Origin of the sequence: Micromonospora sp. NPDC023956 (assembly GCF_040639195.1) — a bacterium.
In the GTDB taxonomy this organism is placed as follows: Bacteria; Actinomycetota; Actinomycetes; order Mycobacteriales; family Micromonosporaceae; genus Micromonospora.
The window spans coordinates 177,416-196,080 of record NZ_JBEZZN010000008.1; the positions used below are offsets into that span (position 1 = coordinate 177,416).

At 72.6% G+C, this 18,665-nt stretch carries 14 protein-coding genes and 1 pseudogene; 11 read left to right on the plus strand and 4 right to left on the minus strand.

What is annotated here, in order from left to right; all coding sequences use genetic code 11:
* Nucleotides 1-216 precede the first annotated feature (216 nt).
* From AB0F58_RS17710 to AB0F58_RS17720, 3 genes are all read left to right on the plus strand, one after another.
* Complete coding sequence (locus AB0F58_RS17710; protein WP_357143571.1) at nucleotides 217-1,509, plus strand: phosphatidate cytidylyltransferase; 1,293 nt, start codon at nucleotides 217-219, stop codon at nucleotides 1,507-1,509.
* Between the two features lie 104 nt (nucleotides 1,510-1,613).
* Nucleotides 1,614-2,750 carry a 23S rRNA (adenine(2503)-C(2))-methyltransferase RlmN gene (gene rlmN / locus AB0F58_RS17715; protein ID WP_357143572.1) on the plus strand — a complete coding sequence of 379 codons (1,137 nt, stop codon included), beginning with the start codon at nucleotides 1,614-1,616 and terminating at the stop codon, nucleotides 2,748-2,750.
* Nucleotides 2,751-2,781: 31 nt separating this feature from the next.
* Complete coding sequence (locus AB0F58_RS17720) at nucleotides 2,782-4,329, plus strand: DivIVA domain-containing protein (protein WP_357143574.1); 1,548 nt, start codon at nucleotides 2,782-2,784, stop codon at nucleotides 4,327-4,329.
* 120 nt (nucleotides 4,330-4,449) lie between these two features.
* Here AB0F58_RS17720 and AB0F58_RS17725 read toward each other — a convergent pair whose 3' ends face one another.
* The gene (locus AB0F58_RS17725) at nucleotides 4,450-4,671 is read right to left on the minus strand and encodes a DUF2631 domain-containing protein (RefSeq protein WP_357143576.1); all 222 of its coding nucleotides are present in this window, start codon (nucleotides 4,669-4,671) and stop codon (nucleotides 4,450-4,452) included.
* Between the two features lie 269 nt (nucleotides 4,672-4,940).
* On the opposite strand from AB0F58_RS17725, the gene AB0F58_RS17730 reads away from it, so the two are divergent.
* Nucleotides 4,941-6,515 carry a Rieske 2Fe-2S domain-containing protein gene (locus AB0F58_RS17730; RefSeq protein WP_357143578.1) on the plus strand — a complete coding sequence of 525 codons (1,575 nt, stop codon included), beginning with the start codon at nucleotides 4,941-4,943 and terminating at the stop codon, nucleotides 6,513-6,515.
* Nucleotides 6,516-6,609: 94 nt separating this feature from the next.
* Here the strand turns inward: AB0F58_RS17730 and AB0F58_RS17735 are convergent.
* Nucleotides 6,610-8,213, minus strand: a pseudogene (locus tag AB0F58_RS17735) (NAD(P)/FAD-dependent oxidoreductase).
* A gap of 11 nt (nucleotides 8,214-8,224) precedes the next feature.
* Complete coding sequence (locus AB0F58_RS17740; protein WP_357143580.1) at nucleotides 8,225-9,034, minus strand: TetR/AcrR family transcriptional regulator; 810 nt, start codon at nucleotides 9,032-9,034, stop codon at nucleotides 8,225-8,227.
* Between the two features lie 61 nt (nucleotides 9,035-9,095).
* On the opposite strand from AB0F58_RS17740, the gene AB0F58_RS17745 reads away from it, so the two are divergent.
* Together AB0F58_RS17745 and AB0F58_RS17750 are read left to right on the plus strand one after the other, a co-directional pair.
* Complete coding sequence (locus tag AB0F58_RS17745; protein WP_357143583.1) at nucleotides 9,096-11,321, plus strand: MMPL family transporter; 2,226 nt, start codon at nucleotides 9,096-9,098, stop codon at nucleotides 11,319-11,321.
* 68 nt (nucleotides 11,322-11,389) lie between these two features.
* Nucleotides 11,390-12,556, plus strand: a complete 1,167-nt coding sequence (locus tag AB0F58_RS17750; protein ID WP_357143585.1) for an alkaline phosphatase PhoX — start codon at nucleotides 11,390-11,392, stop codon at nucleotides 12,554-12,556.
* Nucleotides 12,557-12,616: 60 nt separating this feature from the next.
* Here AB0F58_RS17750 and AB0F58_RS17755 read toward each other — a convergent pair whose 3' ends face one another.
* The gene (locus tag AB0F58_RS17755; protein ID WP_357143587.1) at nucleotides 12,617-13,570 is read right to left on the minus strand and encodes a YhjD/YihY/BrkB family envelope integrity protein; all 954 of its coding nucleotides are present in this window, start codon (nucleotides 13,568-13,570) and stop codon (nucleotides 12,617-12,619) included.
* A 51-nt stretch (nucleotides 13,571-13,621) separates the two neighbouring features.
* Between AB0F58_RS17755 and AB0F58_RS17760 the strand changes: the two genes are divergently transcribed.
* From AB0F58_RS17760 to ispG, 5 genes are all read left to right on the plus strand, one after another.
* Entirely contained in the window at nucleotides 13,622-14,173 is a 552-nt protein-coding gene (locus AB0F58_RS17760) for a GNAT family N-acetyltransferase (protein ID WP_357143589.1), read from the plus strand.
* A gap of 298 nt (nucleotides 14,174-14,471) precedes the next feature.
* Nucleotides 14,472-14,810 carry a hypothetical protein gene (locus tag AB0F58_RS17765; RefSeq protein ID WP_357143591.1) on the plus strand — a complete coding sequence of 113 codons (339 nt, stop codon included), beginning with the start codon at nucleotides 14,472-14,474 and terminating at the stop codon, nucleotides 14,808-14,810.
* 161 nt (nucleotides 14,811-14,971) lie between these two features.
* Nucleotides 14,972-16,183: a 1-deoxy-D-xylulose-5-phosphate reductoisomerase gene (gene dxr / locus AB0F58_RS17770; protein ID WP_357143593.1), complete on the plus strand. Its 1,212-nt coding sequence runs from the start codon at nucleotides 14,972-14,974 to the stop codon at nucleotides 16,181-16,183.
* A complete protein-coding gene (locus tag AB0F58_RS17775; protein ID WP_357143596.1) occupies nucleotides 16,183-17,433 on the plus strand; it encodes a site-2 protease family protein in 1,251 nt (416 codons plus the stop codon). The genes dxr and AB0F58_RS17775 overlap by 1 nt, the downstream gene beginning before the upstream one ends.
* 9 nt (nucleotides 17,434-17,442) lie before the next feature.
* Nucleotides 17,443-18,615, plus strand: coding sequence for a flavodoxin-dependent (E)-4-hydroxy-3-methylbut-2-enyl-diphosphate synthase (ispG, locus tag AB0F58_RS17780; protein ID WP_357143598.1), 1,173 nt, complete (start codon nucleotides 17,443-17,445; stop codon nucleotides 18,613-18,615).
* The last annotated feature ends 50 nt before the right edge of the window (nucleotides 18,616-18,665 follow it).

Below are 18,665 nucleotides of genomic sequence, written 5' to 3' on the forward strand. Positions count from 1 at the left end.
GTCGGGGCCGCACCCGGAGTGCGGCGGGCCTCGTCTGCGGAAGTGCGCGGCCCGTAGGTGCAGTAGGCTCGGCTCGATTCGCCACTGCCGGAGCGTGAACAGTGGGGATCTCCCGGCCGTCGGGCGGGAGTACCGGACGGAGAACAGTCGCGTGCAGGGGATGGTCTTGGTCTTGCGTCTTGTGGTGGAACTCGTGTCGCACCCGTTCGGCGTGTGATGTCCCACCTCGACTCCTACGGCAGCATCGAGCCCCGCGGCAGGGACCGCGTGGCCCGTCCCGCCCTCCCGTGGCCGGAACGCGGTCTGGAACCCGGTAGCGGGGTCCGGCACGCGTACGCCGACCAGCCCGTCGTGACCTGGACTCCCGAGGAGTGCGACGAGACGCGCCAGGACGACCAGCCCACCCTCGTGCCCGGCCACCCGGACTTCGAGCGGGCCTGGGCGACCGGGCCGGCCCCGACCGGTGGCCCCGATCCGTCCCACCCCGGCGGAGCGTCCGAGCCCGACCCGCACCCGGGGCCGGGGCCGGACCCGTCCTCCGGACCGGAACCGGATCCGGACCCGTCGGCGCAGGATCCGTTCCGCCCCGCCGTCCCGGTAGGGCCGGCGTCCGCGCCGGAACGCCCCCGCCGCTGGCGCGGCCGGCGACGCCCGATCCGGGGCGGCGGATCCGCCGCCGGGCACGGCCGCTCCAGCCGGGCCGGCCGCAACCTACCCGCCGCCATCGGGGTGGGGCTCGCCCTCGGCGTACTGATCCTGGTGCCGCTGTTCACGGTGATCGAGGCGTTCCTCGTCGTGCTGGTGGCCGCGGTGGCGATCGGCATGTGGGAGATGGGCCGGGCGGTACACCGCGCCAACGCCCGGCCGCCGATGGTGCCGCTGATCGCCGGTGGCGTGCTCACCGTCGGACTGGCCTGGTGGTCCGGGCCCGACGCGCTGATCCTGGGACTGCTGGTCACCGTGGCGGCCACCCTGGTGTGGCGGCTCGCCGAGGGCAAGACCGGCCTGGGCCGCGACCTGACCGCAGCCACCCTGATCGCCGTCTACGTGCCGTTCCTCGCCGGGTTCGCCGCGCTGCTCGCCGCCGCGCCCGATGACGGTCACCTGCGGGTGCTGGTCACCCTGGCCGCGGTGGTGCTCTCCGACACCGGCGGTTACGCGGCCGGTGCCAACTTCGGCAAGCGCCCGATGGCCCCCACGATCAGCCCGAGCAAGTCCTGGGAGGGCTTCTACGGCTCGGTCGGCGCGGCGGCCCTCGGCAGCGCCCTGCTGCTCTGGTCGCTCTTCGACGTGGCGCCCTGGTGGGGAGCGCTGTTCGGGGTGGCCGTGTCGGTCGCGGCGGTCCTCGGGGACCTCGCCGAGTCCATGATCAAGCGTGATCTCGGCATCAAGGACATGAGCAACCTGCTTCCCGGTCACGGCGGCCTGATGGACCGGCTGGACTCGATCCTCTTCGCCGTGCCCACGGCGTACCTGCTGCTCGCGGTCTTCGTGCCGATGGTGAGCTGAGGCATGGATCACGGCGGGTTGCCGTCCCGGTCGGGGATCGAGACGGCGGCCGGACACCGGCGGACGGGTCGGCAGCGGCGCGGGCGTGGAAGACTGGACAAGCCATGACGAGCCTTCCCATGATCCCGGTCGACCCGGACGCCGCCGCTGCCCGCCGGGCCTCGCTGCCCCCACGTCACCTCGCCGACCTCGACCTCGAGGGTCGGAAGGCCCTCGTCGCCGAGCTGGGGGAGCCGGCCTTCCGGGCCAGACAGATCTCCACCCACTACTTCGGGCGACTGGTCCGGGACCCGGAACGGATGACCGACCTGCCCGCCGCGACCCGTGCGCGGCTGGCCGACGCCGTGCTGCCGAGGCTGCTCACCCCCGTCCGCGAGCTGGCCTGCGACGACGGGGCGACCCGTAAGGCGCTCTGGCGGCTGCACGACGGTTCCCTGGTCGAGAGTGTCCTGATGGGCTACCAGGACCGCGTCACGGTCTGCATCTCCAGCCAGGCCGGCTGCGGCATGGCCTGCCCGTTCTGCGCGACCGGTCAGGCCGGTCTCACCCGGAACCTCTCCACCGCGGAGATCGTCGACCAGGCCGTCTACCTGGCCGGGGTGGCCGCCTCCGGGGTGGTCTCCGGCTCACCGGCCCGACTGTCGCACGTGGTGTTCATGGGCATGGGCGAGCCGCTGGCGAACTACTCCCGGGTGGTCGCGGCGATCCGTCGACTGACCGCGCCGGCGCCCGAGGGGCTGGGGCTGTCACAGCGGCACATCACCGTCTCCACGGTCGGTCTGGTGCCCGCCATCCGCCGTCTGGCCAGCGAAGACCTCTCGGTGACCCTTGCGCTCTCCCTGCACGCGCCCGATGATGAGCTTCGCGACGAGCTCGTGCCGGTCAACCAGCGCTGGAAGGTCGCCGAGGTGCTGGACGCCGCGTGGGACTACGCGGCCCGGACGGGGCGTCGGGTGTCGATCGAGTACGCGATGATCAGGGACGTCAACGACCAGCCCTGGCGGGCGGATCTGCTCGGCCGGTTGCTGGCCGGCAGGCTGACGCACGTGAACCTCATCCCGCTCAACCCGACCCCCGGCAGCCGGTGGGACGCCAGTCCCAAACCGGTCGAGCGGGAGTTCGTCCGGAGGCTGCGCGAAGCCGGGGTCTCCACCACCGTGCGCGACACGCGCGGGCGCGAGATCGACGGCGCGTGTGGGCAGTTGGCCGCGGCCGAGGGGGAGAACGGGGCGCCGGCGTGACGGGGCGTAGCGAACTGAACCAGGAGACATAGTGGCGAGTCAGGGTCAGCGTTTCCGGCGAAAGGCGCTCCGCCGGGGCTACAAGGTCGACGAGGTGGACGCCTTCCTGGACCGGGTCGAGGCGACCCTCGCCGGTGAGCCCGTCGGCGCGCCCGTTGCCTCCCAGGAGGTGCACGACGTCGTCTTCCGGGTCCGCTTCAACGGGTACGACGAGTGGCAGGTCGACCTCCACCTGGACCGGGTCGAGCGGCAGCTCGCCGAGCTGGAGGAGCGCGGCGGCGGCGCCGTCCCCGCCCGAGCCGGTGACCGGATGGGCCCCCTCGACCGCCTGGGTCCCCCGGATCGGATGGGTCCGCCCGAGCACCGGATGGGTCCCCCGGATCGGCTGGGTCCGCCCGATCGCATGGGTCCCCCGGATCGGATGGGTCCGCCCGAGCACCGGATGGGTCCGCCTGAGCACCGGATGGGTCCGCCGGATCGGCTGGGTCCGCCTGAGCACCGGATGGGACCGCCGGATCGGCTGGGTCCGCCTGAGCACCGGATGGCACCCCCGGACCGGATGGGTCCGCCCGATCGGATGGGTCCCCCGGACCGGCTGGGACCGCCGGATCGGCTGTCTCCGCCTGACCGGCTGGGTCCGCCGGATCGCATGGGTCCGCCCGACCGGCTGGGTCCGCCCGAGCACCGGATGGCACCCCCGGACCGGATGGGTCCGCCGGATCGGATGGGCCCGCCTGACCGGGGTGGCCCGCCGGATCGGATGGGTCCGCCCGACCGGATGGGTCCGCCGGATCGGATGGGTCCGCCCGACCGGATGGGTCCGCCGGATCGGATGGGTCCGCCCGACCGGCTGTCTCCGCCTGACCGGATGGGTCCGCCGGATCCCATGGCTCCGCCGATGCGCGACGAGCGGGGGCGGGTCGTCCCACCGCCGCTACCGCCCCGGTCGATGCCCGCCCAGCCGAACCCGGCCGACCGGTACGGCCGGTACGACGAGCAGACCGGTGCCTTCCCGGGCGGCTTCGACGCGCCCCGGGAGGACTACGACGCGCCCCGTGGTCACACCGGCCCGCCGCCCGGTCACACCGGCCCTCCGCCCCGTGCCCTTCCCCCCGGCCCCGGCGGGTACGGGTCCGAGGAGCGGTTCGACGGGTTCGAGGCCGGACGGCGGGCTCGGGCGGACATGACGGCCGAGATCCGGATGCCCGATCGGGAGCTGCGTGGACGTGGTCCGGCCGGCCCGCCGCCCGGAATGCCCCCGGCACTGCCGGCCCAGCCGGCCGGTGGCCCCCCGATGGGCGGTCCGCCGCCGATGGCCGGTCCCCCCGGGAGTGACCTGCACCGGGTGGACCAGATCCGCCGCGGGTTCCAGGCGCGGCGGTTCGGCAGCGGGTACGACCCGGAGCAGGTGGACCGGTTCTTCGACAGCCTGCTCGGCGGCATGTCGGGCCGGGGCCCCATGCCGGTCAACCCGAAGGATCTCGACAGCATGCGCTTCCCGCTCGTTCCGGGCGGTTACTTCGAGGCGGAGGTCGACGCGGCACTGAAGGACGTCCAGGACATCCTGCTCGGCCGTTGACGCGGTCGGCCGTCGACGCGGTCGGGCAGGCCATCCCGGGAACGACCGAGGGCCCGCACCCCGATAGGGGAGCGGGCCCTCGACACGCGTCGTCCGGCGGTGGGTCGCCGGGCCGGTGGGTCAGGAACGCAGGCCGTTGCGGCGCAGCACCACGTCGCCGATGACCACCAGCAGCAGCAACACCGCACCGACGATCAGGAAGATGTCCTCGACCCTGCCCTCGTGGTTGCCGCAGATCATCGCCAGCAGCGCCAGCGCGGTGAGGACCGCGCCGATCTGACCGGCCTTGCGGTGCCCCGGCTTGTGCTGGTCTGGCGACGTTACCGGCTCGCTTCCTGCCACTGTCGGTCCTTCCCTCGCGATCGGATCTCCGGTTAGTCTGGCACGCCCCGCACCGGGCCCGGCGCAGGGTCCGGCCGGTGGCGCCCCCGCCCGTCCCGGCCGCCCGGTCGGTCCACGCCGGTCAGCCTGCCGAACGAAGACGCTCCGGGTGCCCCGAAGGACCCCGGCGACCGGGGAAGGGCACTACCGGCGTCGCGGTTCGGGGGCCACAGTCACTCCGGTAGCGTCTTGTCGTACACCTTGGTTGTCGTTTTGAGGGGGACTGTACGGTGCGAGTGACCGGTACGGGGCATGCCAGCATGCGAATCGACACGGCTGCGGGCAGCATCCTCTGCGACCCCTGGGTCAACCCGGCCTACTTCGCCTCGTGGTTCCCGTTCCCGGACAATTCCCAGCTCGACTGGGAGACTCTCGGCCAGGTCGACTACCTCTACGTCTCGCACCTGCACCGGGACCACTTCGACGCGGCGCACCTGAAGCGGTTCGTGTCGAAGAAGGCGACCGTGCTGCTGCCGGCGTTCCCCACCTCCGAGATGGAGGACGAGCTGCGCGAGCTGGGCTTCACCAGCTTCCTGCGGACCCGCAACGAGGAGGTGCACGAACTCGACGGCGGGTTGAAGATCATGATCCAGTCGCTGACCAGCCCGACCGACGGGCCGATCGGTGACTCCTCGCTCTGGGTCGAGTACGACGGCGTCCGCCTGCTCAACCAGAACGACGCCCGCCCGACCGACCTGAGTCTCTTCACCGAGCTGGGGCACGTGCACGCGCACCTGCTCCAGTTCTCCGGGGCGATCTGGTACCCGATGGTCTACGAACTGCCGCAGGCCGCCAAGACCGCCTTCGGCAAGCAGAAGCGCGACCGGCAGTTCGACCGCACCTGGCGCTACATCGACGACCTGAAGGCCGACCACGTCTTCCCGATCGCCGGTCCGCCCTGCTTCCTCGACGACGAGCTGTGGCAGTTCAACGACATCCACGGCGACGAGGGGAACATCTTCCCCGACCAGTCGGTCTTCCTCTCCGAGTACGCCAAGGTCGGCGGCACCAACGGTGTGGTGCTGCTGCCGGGCAGCGTCGCCGAGGTCACCGCGGAGAGCTGCGAGACCAGCCATCCGGTGCCGGTCGACGAGTTCTTCGCGAACAAGGTCGCGCACCTGGAGGAGATGCGGGAGCGCAAGCGCCCGGTCATCGAGGCGGAGAAGGCGTCCTGGCGGCACCCGGAGATCGACGTGTTGAAGGAGATGAAGCGGCGCGTCGAGCCGCTGCTGGAGGAGTCGGTCTACCTGGCCAAGGGGGTCGGCGGCCCGGTCCGCTTCGACCTGGTGGGCACTGACAGCTCGGGCGGCGAGACCATTGAATCCATCGTGGTGGACTTCCCCGGCAAGGAGGTGCGCCCGTACGCGGACGAGAAGGTGCGGTACCGGTTCCGTACCGAGCGTGCCCTGGTCGAGCACCTGTTGCACATCGGCGAGGTGGACTGGGTCAACTCGCTCTTCCTCTCCTGCCGCTTCTCGGCCGCCCGGATCGGCCAGTACAACGAGTTCGTCTACTCGTTCTTCAAGTGCCTCTCCCGGGAGCGCCAGCAGTACGCCGAGGGCTGGTACGACGAGCACGAGCGCAGCAGCGACGCCGAGGACATCACCCTCGGTGACTGGGTGGTGCAGCGGCGCTGCCCGCACCTGAAGGCGGACCTGACCCGGTTCGGCGTGGTCGACGGCGACCAGCTCACCTGCCAGCTGCACGGCTGGAAGTTCGACCTCGCCAGCGGACGTTGCCTGACCAGCGTCGGCCACAAGATCCGCGCCCACCGCGCCGACACCGCCCCGACCACTCCGGCCTGACCGCCGCCCGACCGGCTCCCGCTCCCGGAGGCGGTCAGGACGGCGACCGCGGTGCCCGGCACCGCCGCCGACGTCCTGACCGTCGGCGTGGGACTCAGGCGGACGAGGGGGCGAGGTCGCTGAGGATGCGGCGGGCCGCGTTGTGGCCGGCCGCGCCGATCACGCTGCCCGCCGGGTGACAGCCGGCGCTGCCGGCGTACAGGCCGTCGATGCCGGTGGCGTACGGCATCCGGTCGGTGAACGAGACCGTGTTGTCGACGTGGTGGATGTGCCCGCCGGTGATCCCGAAGTGCGCCTCGATGCCGGGCGGGGCGAGCGGCACCGCGTCGGCGATCAGGTCACCGGTGCCCGGGGCGTACCGCTCGCAGAGCGCGACCAGGTGCGCCACGTAGCCGGGAAGCGCGTCGTCCCAGGTGGTGCCGGCCAGTTCGTACGGCACGGACTGGACGAAGAGCGCCGACGAGTGGTGTCCGGCGTCGTCGCGCAACGACGGGTCGACGGTGGTGTGCAGGTACCACTCGACGGTGGGCTCCGCCGGCAGCCGCCCGGCCCGTACGTCCGCCCACATCCCGCGCAGCGCGGTCATCGGTGCGGTGGCGTCCCCGCCGACCAGGGAGGCCGACCCGGGGAGCAGGTGGATGGTGGAGCCGAACGGGCTCGGCGCGTCCGCCGGCAGGCAGGAGAAGCGGGGCAGCCCGGTCAGCGCCAGGTTCACCTTCAGCGTGCTGCCGGTGCGGCGGACCGCCGTCATCCGCTCGGTGAGCGGAGCCGGCAACGCGCCGTCGGGCACCAGCCCCATCAGCCGGTACGGGTCGCAGGCACCCAGCACCACGGGCGCGCTGACCGTCCGGCCGTCGGCGAGGGCGACGCCCGCCACCGCGCCGCCGTCGAGGAGGACGGCGGCGACGGCGTACCGGTGTGGATGCTGGCCCCGGCGGCGCGGGCGGCCTCGGCGAAGGTCCGGGAGACGGTGCCCATCCCGCCCTCGGCGATCATCCAGGTGCCGTCCGCGCCGGGGAGCCGGCACATGTTGTGCACCAGGAAGTTGTGCCCGGTGCCCGGGTCGTCCGGACCGGCGTTCAGCCCGGACAGCCCGTCGGTGACCGCGTACATGCTGACCAGCAGTTCGGAGCGGAAGCCGAACCGGGCCAGGTAGTCGGCGACGGAACCGCGCACCAGGGCGACGAAGGTCTCCCGCAGGGCCGGGCGGACGTACCGTTCGGCAGTCTCCTCCACCGCCAGCGGCTCGGCGAGCCAGGCCGGGGCGAGATCCTCGCGGAGCGCGGCCAACTCGGCCTGCATGGCGTCGTCGGCGGCCACGTCGGCGGGGGAGAAGAACTCGGTGAGCTGTGCCCGGGTGGCTGCCCGGTCGCTCCCCATCAGCAGGTACGGCGAGCCGGGGCCGCCGGGGGTGGGCAGGAAGTAGTGCGGGTCGCGGCGCAGCACCGGGATGCGGACGTCGAGGGTGGCGAGCAGTTCGGGCGGCATCAGCCCGAGCAGGTACGAGCCGGTGGAGTGCCGCAGGCCGGGAACCTTCGGGAACGGGTTCTCCGTCCGGGCGGCCCCGCCGATCACGTCGGCGGCCTCCAGCACCACCACGCGCAGGCCGGCGCGGGCCAGCAGGACGGCGGAGACCAGACCGTTGTGCCCGGCTCCGACGATCACGACGTCGGCTCGGGACGGCAGCGCGGTTGTCATGCTCGGGCAGCCTAGTGCGATCCGGCCCGCGGCGGGGTGACCCGGACCGTCGCCCCGGCCGCACCGGACCGCTCCGGGGCGGCGCCGAGCTGCTGCCCGCCCCCGGCACCGAGCTGCTGCTCCGGGGCCGGGCTGAGCTGCGCGACGAAGGCGGCCAGCTCGGTCTCGAAGAGCGCCTCCGGCTCGGTGACCGCCCAGCGCAGGTGGTCGAAGACCTCCATGGCGATCAGCCCGTAGATCCGGGTCCAGCCGCTGAGGAAGGCGTATGCGACCTCCAGGGACAGGTCGCCGTGGCTGCGTCGCAGCGGGGCGAGCCGGTCACCGAGGTGCTCCTCCAGGAACTCCCGGGGCGGGGTCCGCAGGCCGGCGTGCGCGGCGAGGGTGGCCAGCGGGCGGACGAACACCGTGCCGAGCCGCGCGCCGGGGTGGTCCTCGTCGCCGCAGGCGTCGGTGAACTCCTCCAGCCCCGGCACCGGGTTGCCGAAGATCAGCGTGAACTCGGCGCGGTTGCCGACCCCCCAGCGGCGGAACGCCCGGCTCATGGCGAGCAGCTGGTCGAGGGGGTCGTCGCCGGCGGTGTCCCGGGCCGCCTCGACGGTCTGCCGCAGTTCGTCGTAGAAGTCCGCGGCCAGGCCGGCGATGAGCGCCTCCAGGCTGGGGAAGTAGCGGTAGATCGCGGGCGCGGTCATGCCCATGTCCCGCGCGATGGCCCGGAGCGAGACGGCGTCGAGTCCTCCCGTCACCAACAACCGCCGTGCCCCGTCCTTGATCTCGGAGACGGTTGCCGTGCGGAGGCGTTCACGCCGACTCGGTGGGGTCATTCGGGGCAGGGCTCCTTGACGGACGAGAACGCCGTTGCGTAAGTTAACGCCGTTCACTCGAATGATCGACAATCACATCGTACGACCTGACGGGTCGGTGGAGGGGGACGCGATGTTCGCCTGGTGGGGGCGGATGGTGGTGCGGCTTCGCTGGGCGGTGCTCGCCGCCGCGCTGGCCCTGGTCGTGGTCGGCGCGACCTGGGGGGCGGCGGTCTTCGGTCAGTTGACCGGGGGTGGCTTCGACGATCCGGCCAGCGAGTCCAGTCGCGCGCTGACCCGGATCACCGAGGAGCTGGGCCCGCAGGGCGCCGACGTGATCGTCCTCTTCTCCGACGACGCGACCACCGTCGACCAGCCGGCCTTCCGGGACCCGGTCGCGGCGACCCTCACCCGGCTGCGCGAGCACCCCGAGGTGCGCCAGGTCACCAGCTGGTACGAAACCCAGGCGCCCACCCTGGTCAGCGACGACCGGCGGGCCACGTACGCCCTGGTGCAGCTGCGTGCCACCGACGAGGACGACAAGACCGCCGCGTACGCCGACCTCGTCCCGGCCTTCGCGACGCCCGGGGTGCGTGCCGAGACCGGCGGCACGGTTCCGTTCCTGCACGTGGCGAACGAGCAGACCACCGAGGACATCACCAAGGCCGAGATCCTCTCCATGCCGGTGCTGCTGGTGCTGCTCATCCTGATCTTCCGGGGCCTGGTCGCCGCGCTCACCCCGCTGCTCGTCGGCGGCCTGGCCATCCTCGGGGCGTTCATCGCGGTGCGCCTGCTGAACATGGTCACCGAGGTTTCGATCTTCGCGATCAACGTGATCACGCTGATCGGCCTCGGCATGGCGATCGACTACGCGCTCTTCGTGGTCAGCCGGTTCCGGGAGGAGCTGGACGCCGGCCGCGACGTCGGATCGGCCATCGCCCGGACCATGGCCACCGCCGGCCGGACCGTGCTCGTCTCCGGGGTGATCATCGCACTGGCCATGTCCAGCCTGCTGATCTTCCCGATGGCGTTCCTGCGTTCCATGGCCCTCGGCGGGGTGGCCGCCGTCCTGATCGCGATGCTCGCCTCGTTGACCGTGCTGCCGGCCCTGCTCGTGGTGCTCGGCCCGCGGATCAACGCGCTGCGCGTACCGCTGCCGGGACGGCGGCGTGGCCGACCGGCGGTGGCCGGCGGCGCCTGGGCCCGGATCGCGCGCAGCGTGATGCGCCGCCCGGTGCCCTACCTGCTCGGGGTCGTGGCGCTGCTGGCGGTGCTCGCGGTGCCGTCGCTGCGGATGGAGTTCGGCGGCTTCGACGAGCGGGTGCTGCCGATCGGCTCCGAGCCGCGGGTGGTCGCCGACCGGATCAGCGAGGACTTCCCGGGCGGTACGGTCGCCCCGATCGACGTGCTGGTCTCCGGCGCCCCGGCCGAGCAGGTCCAGCCCTTCGCCGACCGGGTGGCCGGGGTGGACGGCATCACCGGGGTCACCGTCGCCGCCAACCGGGGTGCCTCGACCCTGCTCAGCGTCACCTACGCCGGAGAGCCGACCGGCGACGTCGCCCAGGACGCCGTCCGGGCGATCCGGGACCTGCCCGCACCGGACGGCGCGGAGGTCCTCGTCGGTGGCCGCCCCGCCGCCGACCGGGACCTGCTGGACAGCCTCTCCGCCGGACTGCCCTGGATGGCGCTGCTGATGGCGGTGGCCACGCTGGTGGTGCTCTTCCTCGCCTTCGGCTCGGTGGTGCTGCCGATCAAGGCGGTGCTGATGAACCTGGTCTCGATCGGCGCGTCCTTCGGCGTGGTGGTCTGGATCTTCCAGGACGGGCACTTCGCCGACCTGCTCGGCTTCACCCCGACCGGTTTCGTGGAACCGAGCAACCCGATCTTCATGCTGGCGGTCCTCTTCGGCCTCGCCACCGACTACGAGGTCTTCCTGCTGTCCCGGGTCCGCGAGGAGTGGGACCGGACCGGCGACAACACCGCCTCGGTCGCGGCCGGGCTCCAGTACACCGGGCGGATCATCACCGCCGCCGCGCTGCTGCTGATCGTCGTGGTGGCCGGGTTCGCCACCGGCGGGATGGCCTACATCAAGCTGGTCGGCATCGGCATGATCGTGGCGATCGTGGTGGACGCCACGCTGGTCCGGGCGCTGCTGGTGCCGGCGAGCATGCGCCTGCTCGGGCGGTGGAACTGGTGGGCCCCCGGCCCGCTCGGCCGGGTCTACCGCCGCTACGGCATCCGCGAGTCGGAGCCCGGGGACGACGTGCCCGCCGCAACCGGTGATCGTCACGCGGCGTTCACCCGATAGGGACTGCGATCAATGCCCCGACGGCCGTAGTGTCGTCGGGGCATTGACGTTTATCTCTGGAGGTAACCGTGGAGCGTCGTACCGTCCTGCGCGCCGCCGTCCTCGGCGCGGGCACCGCCACCTTCGCCGGGGCCCTCTGGCAGCAGGCCTTCGCCGCCGTCGCCCAGCCCGGTCCCAGCCCGTACGGCGACCTGCTCCCGGTCGACGCCAACGGGGTCGAACTGCCCGCCGGCTTCACCAGCCGGATCATCGGCCGCTCCGGCCGGGCCGTGGCCGGCACCGGCTACCTGTGGCACCCGGCGCCGGACGGCGGCGCCTGCTTCCCGACCGCCGACGGTTGGATCTACGTCTCCAACTCGGAGATCCCGCTGCTCGGCGGCGCGTCGGCGGTGCGCTTCCGGGCCGACGGGTCGATCGCCTCGGCGTACCGGATCCTCTCCGGCACCAACATCAACTGTGCCGGCGGGGCGACCCCGTGGGGCACCTGGCTCTCCTGCGAGGAGACGCCGCTCGGCCTGGTCTACGAGACCTGGCCGGACGGCAGCCGCGAGGCCGAGGAGCGCAGCCGGATGGGCCGGTTCAAGCACGAGGCCGCCGCCTGCGACCCCGACCGCAGGGTGGTCTACCTGACCGAGGACGAGTCGGACGGCTGCTTCTACCGGTTCGTGCCGGACGCCTGGGGCGACCTGCGTACCGGCCGGGTCCAGGTGCTCTGCGCCCCGGCCGACCAGGTCACCGGCCCGGTCACCTGGGCCGACGTCCCCGACCGGGACGGCATCCCCACCCCCACCCGCCGGCAGGTCGGCGCGGCGAAGCACTTCGCCGGGGGCGAGGGCTGCTGGTACGACCGGGGCGTCTGCTACTTCACCACCAAGGGCGACGGTCGGGTCTGGGCGTACGACGCGGTCAACCAGCGCCTCGACCTGTCGTACGACGACTCGCTGGTGCCGCCCGGCACCGCCACGCTGACCAACGTCGACAACATCACCGGCAGCCGGGGCGGTGACCTCTACGTGGCCGAGGACGGCGGCAACATGGAGATCAACGTCATCACGCCGAACGGGATCGTCGCCCCGTTCCTGCGCCTGCCGGGACAGTCCGAGTCGGAGATCACCGGCCCGGCCTTCTCCCCGGACGGCCGCCGCCTCTACTTCTCCTCCCAGCGCGGCCCCGGTGGCGGCATCGCCGGCACCGACGGCATCACCTACGAGGTCACCGGCCCCTTCCGCCCCTGACCCCCGCCGACGCCCTCCGGTGGTCGGCGCTCGGCCCAGGCCACCTGCGGCCCGGCCTGGTCACCGGGGGGCGGCACGACCGTCGTCACCGGGCAGGGCACGGTCGTCGTCACCGGGCAGGGCACGGTCGTCGTCAGCGGAGGAGGCACGGCCGTCGTCACCGGGCATGGCACGGCCGTCGGGGCGCGAGCGGCCGGTGCGCCAGCGGGAGAGGGCGAGGGTGGCCGAGTAGCCGGCGAGCACGATCACGTGGAAGAGGTAGAGCCAGAGCAGCACGGCGACGCCCGCGCCGACCGGGTCGAACCCGCCGAACGGCACCCCGAGGTCCAGGGGGAGCGAGCAGAACAGCACGAAACCGTGCACGAAGCCGGAGAGGTTCGCCGCGGTGAACGAGCCGACCCCCAGCGCGGAGAGCCAGTCCGGGGTGGCCGGCCCGACCACCCGGAACACCCAGAGCAACACCGGCGTGAGCACCAGCCACACCGACAGGAACGACAGCACCACGCCGAGCACGCCGGCCCACCCGCCCTGCCGGACCAGCCGGGTGGTCAGCGGCAGCGCCACCAGGATCGACAGCAGCAGGGCGGGCGCCGGGGCGAGCAGCGGCAGCAGCAGGAGCCGGCCGCGCCAGCCGACCATGGACTCGTCCGGGTCGGGCGGGGTGGCGACCGAGACGAACGCCCGGCGCAGACCCTCGCCGTACAGCGACGCGGGCAGCAGGGAGGCGAGCGCGAAGATCGGTGTCAGCTCCAGGCCGCCGTCGACCAGCGCGGCAACCGCCCGGTTCGCGCCGATCTCGGTGGGCAGGGTCTCCACCGCGTACGAGGTGAGCCGGCGCACCCGGTCCGCCCCGAAGGCCAGCCCGGTCAACCAGATCGCCAGCAGCGCCACCGGCACCACCGCGATCGCCCCGTAGAACGTGATCGCGGCAGCGTGCAGCGACAGGTCCCGCCCCCGTACCGGCCGGAAGGCCGCCCGGGTGATCCGTGTCGCGCGCTGCCATCCGCTGCCCATCGCCGGCTAATTCCCCGCAGCCGGCCGCCGCACGCATTACGCTGCCCCGTCATGGCGGTGATCATCGAGACGGAACGCCTGCTGGTCCGCTCCTGGACGCGGGAGCCGGCCGACCTGGCGAGCATCTACGACATGTACTCCCGGCCCGAGGTGGTGCGCTGGTTCGGCAACATGGTGCCGCTGAGCGCCCCGGAGCAGGCGGTCGAGGTGCTGCGGCGCTGGGCGCTCCGGGGCTCCCGGGACGGCTGGTACGACATCTGGGCGGTCGAACGGCGCGGCACCGGGCAGGTGGTCGGCACGACCATGATCAAGCAACTGCCCGGCCCGGACGACCGGACGCTGACCGACGACATCGAGGTGGGTTGGCACCTGCACCCCGACCACTGGGGCAACGGCTACGCCACCGAGGCGGCCCGGGCGCTGATCGACCGGGAGTGGGCGCACACCGCGACCGCGCAGGTCTACGCGGTGACCGATCCGGGCAACGAGGCGTCGAAGGCGGTCACCCGCCGGCTCGGCATGAGCTACCTCGGCCGGCGCACCGACTGGTACGGCGGCGAAGAGGTCGACGCCTTCGTCCTGCACCGCCCGACGACGCACTGACCGGCCGCGCCGACGAGCGTCGCGTCGGCCGACCGCACGCGTGGGGCCGCGCCGGCAGGTGCCGCTCACCGTGCCCGCGCCCGGCCGACGAAGCGCCGCAAGAGGTTGCCGGTCCTGAACCGGGAGTTGGCACGTCCAGGATTCGCGGCGGGATGCCCAGCCGCCGCGTGACGGTCGAGGAGGCGGTCCCGGCTGCCACGTCCGCCGCAGGTCGGACACGCTGTGCGACAGGGTGTGGCGAGGGCTGCGAGGACTAGGCTGGGGTGGGCAGGATGGTCCGCTGAGGGGGTGAGCCCGGATGGCCCAGGCAGCCTTCGCGCCCGAGCCGGCCCCGCAGCCCACCGAGCCGTCGTTCGACGTGCTGCGGTGGTGGGACGAGCCGTGGACCGCCCAGCTCGCCCTCGACCTGTTGCCGGAGACCAACGGCCCCAAGGTTGAGGTCCTGAGCGGAAGTGTGGTCGTGACACCCCACGCCGGAATCGACCACCAGTCGGTCGAACGTGAACTGCCCTGTCTCCTGCACCGTGCTGCCCGCCGGGCCGGCCTGTGGGTCTATCCCGAGATCAACGTGGTCTCGGGCAGGGACCTGTTCATCCCCGATGTCGCCGTGCTCCGGTCCTCCGGCGGCGGCCGGTAGTACCTTCACCATGACGAGGCCCTTCGCGTTCGCCGTCGATCCGGCTGATCTCCTCGACGAGGAGGCACTGGAGGAGAACGGGGAGAACCCGGAGGAACAGGTCGACCCGGAGGGCTGAGGCTCCCGGCAAGCGGTTCGCGCGGCTGGGGAACAATGGCCGGGTGACTTCTCCCCGGGACCTCGTCCTGCTCGGTTCCACCGGTTCCATCGGCACCCAGGCCATCGACCTCGTGCGGCGCAACCCGGACCGGTTCCGGGTGGTGGCGCTCGGTGCGGGCGGCGGCAACGTCGCCCTGCTCGCCGCCCAGGCGCTCGAACTGGGCGTGGAGGCGGTGGGGGTGGCCAAGGCGTCCGCCGCCCAGGATCTCCAACTCGCCTTCTACGCCGAGGCGAGCCGGCGCGGTTGGGCCACCGGCGACTTCAAGCTGCCGAAGATCGTGGCCGGACCGGACGCGATGACCGACCTGGCGCAGTGGCGCTGTGACGTCGTCCTCAACGGGGTGGTCGGTTCGCTCGGGCTCGCGCCGACCCTCGCCGCGCTGCGCGCCGGGCGTACCCTCGCGCTCGCCAACAAGGAGTCGCTGGTCGCCGGCGGCCCCCTGGTCAGGGCCGCGGTGACCCGGCCGGGGCAGATCGTGCCGGTGGACTCGGAGCACTCGGCGCTGGCCCAGTGCCTGCGGTCCGGAACGCGGGGCGAGGTGCGGCGGCTGGTCGTCACCGCCAGCGGCGGCCCGTTCCGGGGCAAGCGGCGCGACGAGCTGACCACGGTCACGCCCGAGCAGGCGCTCGCCCACCCCACCTGGAACATGGGGCCGGTGGTCACCATCAACTCGGCGACGATGGTCAACAAGGCGCTGGAGGTGATCGAGGCGCACGAGCTGTTCGACGTGCCGTACGCCGACATCACCGTGATGGTGCACCCGCAGTCGGTGATCCACTCGATGGTCGAGTTCGTCGACGGCTCGACGATCGCCCAGGCCAGCCCGCCGGACATGCGGCTGCCGATCGCGCTCGGCATCGGCTGGCCCGACCGGGTGCCGGACGCCGCGTCGGCGGTCGACTGGACCACCGCCCACACCTGGGAGTTCGCCCCGCTCGACGACGAGGCGTTCCCGGCGGTCCGGCTGGCCAAGGCGGCCGGCGAGACGGGGCGCTGCCGCCCGGCCGTCTACAACGCGGCGAACGAGGAGTGCGTGGCCGCCTTCGTCGCCGGTCGACTGCCCTTCCTGGGCATCGTCGACACCCTGGAGCGGGTGCTGGAGGAGGCTCCCGACTTCGACGAACCAGGTACCGTCGAGGACGTGCTCGGCGCGGAGTCCTGGGCGCGCGCGCACGCGCAGCAGATCATCGCGGCGTCGGTGGAAGGAGCTTGATGGCGTACCTGCTCGGGGTGGTCCTGTTCGCGCTGGCCATCCTCGTCTCGGTCAGCCTGCACGAAGCAGGGCACATGGTCACCGCCAAGGCGTTCGGGATGAAGGTCACCCGCTACTTCGTCGGGTTCGGCCCCACGCTCTGGTCGGTCAAGCGGGGTGAGACCGAGTACGGCATCAAGGGCATCCCGCTGGGTGGCTTCTGCAAGATCGTCGGAATGACCCCGCAGGACGACGACGTCGACCCGGCCGACGAGCCGCGGGTGATGTGGCGGTACCCGGTCTGGAAGCGGACCATCGTGATGAGCGCCGGGTCGGCGACCCACTTCGCGCTCGCCGTCGTCGCGCTCTGGCTGGCGGCCGTCTTCATGGGCCTGCCGAACCCGGACTTCCCGACCACCGAGGAGCAGGCCCGGCAGGAACCGGCGGTGATCGCGCTCGGTGAGTGCGTGGTGCCGGAGAACGCCGTCCGCGCCTGCACCCCCGCCGACCCGGCCAGCCCCGCCGCGCAGGCCCAACTGCGCAGCGGCGACCGGATCACCTCGCTCAACGGCGCCCCGATCGACAACTACGGGCAGCTGCTCGTCGCGTTGCGGGCCGCCGCCCCGGGCAGCACCGCCGAGATCGGCTACCTCCGCGACGGCCAGCCGGCCACCACCCGGGCCACCCTCGCCACCACCCAGCGCCCGCCGCTGGACGACACGGACGGTCCGGTCGGGCCGGTCGCCGCGCTCGGCGTCGGCCTGCGCCCCAGCACCCCGAACATGGTCACCTACGGCCCGGTCGACGCGTTCGGGGCGACCGCCGAGTACACCGGCAACATGGCCGTCGGCACGTACGAGGCGATGAAGCGCATCCCGGAGAAGGTGCCCGCCCTCTGGGAGGCGATCACCGGCGGCGAGCGGGACATGGACACCCCGATCAGCGTGGTCGGCGCGAGCCGGCTCGGTGGCGAGGCGGTCGCCAACGACGCCTGGGAGCTGTTCGTCCTGCTCTTCATCTCGCTGAACTTCTTCGTCGGCGTGTTCAACCTGCTGCCGTTGCTGCCGCTGGACGGCGGCCACATCGCGATCGCCTGGTTCGAGCGCGTCCGGTCCTGGCTCTACGCCCGGTTCGGCCGGGCCGACCCGGGCCGCGTCGACTACCTCAAGCTCATGCCCGTCACGTACGCGGTGATCCTGGTCGGTGGCGTGTTCACGCTGCTGACCGTCACGGCGGACGTCGTCAATCCGATCACGCTCTTCTCAAGGTGAGTGCCTGAAGTGACCGCTGTCAGTCTCGGTATGCCCGTCGTGCCACCCCCGGCCCTGGCGCCCCGCCGCGCCAGCCGGCAGATCATGGTCGGGCCGGTGCCCGTCGGCGGCGGCGCCCCGGTTTCCGTGCAGTCGATGACCACCACCCTCACCTCCGACGTCAACGCGACGTTGCAGCAGATCGCCGAGCTGACCGCGGCCGGCTGCCAGATCGTCCGGGTGGCGGTGCCCAGCCAGGACGACGTGGAGGCGCTGCCGGCCATCGCGCGGAAGTCGCAGCTCCCGGTGATCGCCGACATCCACTTCCAGCCGAAGTACGTCTTCGCCGCGATCGACGCCGGCTGCGCGGCGGTCCGGGTCAACCCGGGCAACATCCGCCAGTTCGACGACAAGGTCAAGGAGATCGCCAAGGCGGCCGGCGACGCGGGCGTGCCGATCCGGATCGGCGTGAACGCCGGCTCGCTGGACAAGCGGCTCCTCGCCAAGTACGGCAAGGCGACCGCCGAGGCGCTGGTCGAGTCGGCGCTCTGGGAGTGCTCGCTCTTCGAGGAGCACGGCTTCCGGGACATCAAGATCTCGGTCAAGCACAACGACCCGGTGGTGATGATCCGGGCCTACCGGCAGCTCGCCGAGCGCTGCGACTACCCGCTGCACCTGGGCGTGACCGAGGCCGGCCCGGCGTTCCAGGGCACCATCAAGTCGGCCGTCGCCTTCGGCGCGCTGCTCGCCGAGGGGATCGGCGACACCATCCGGGTCTCGCTCTCCGCCCCGCCGGTCGAGGAGATCAAGGTCGGCAACCAGATCCTGGAGTCGCTCGGCCTGCGCGAGCGCGGCCTGGAGATCGTCTCCTGCCCGTCCTGCGGCCGGGCCCAGGTGGACGTCTACAAGCTCGCCGAGGAGGTCACCGCCGGCCTGGAGGGGCTGCCCGTCCCGCTGCGGGTGGCCGTGATGGGCTGCGTCGTCAACGGCCCGGGTGAGGCGCGCGAGGCCGACCTCGGCGTCGCGTCCGGCAACGGCAAGGGGCAGATCTTCGTCAAGGGCAAGGTCGTCAAGACGGTGCCCGAGGCGCAGATCGTGGAGACGCTGATCGAAGAGGCGCTCCGGATCGCCGACGAGATGGGCGCGGAGCTGCCGGACGACCTGCGCGACCTGGTCGGCGGCGCGACGGTCACCGTCCACTGAACCACGACCACCCGCAGCGGCCCGGTGGCCACCGCCGCCGGGTCGCCCCA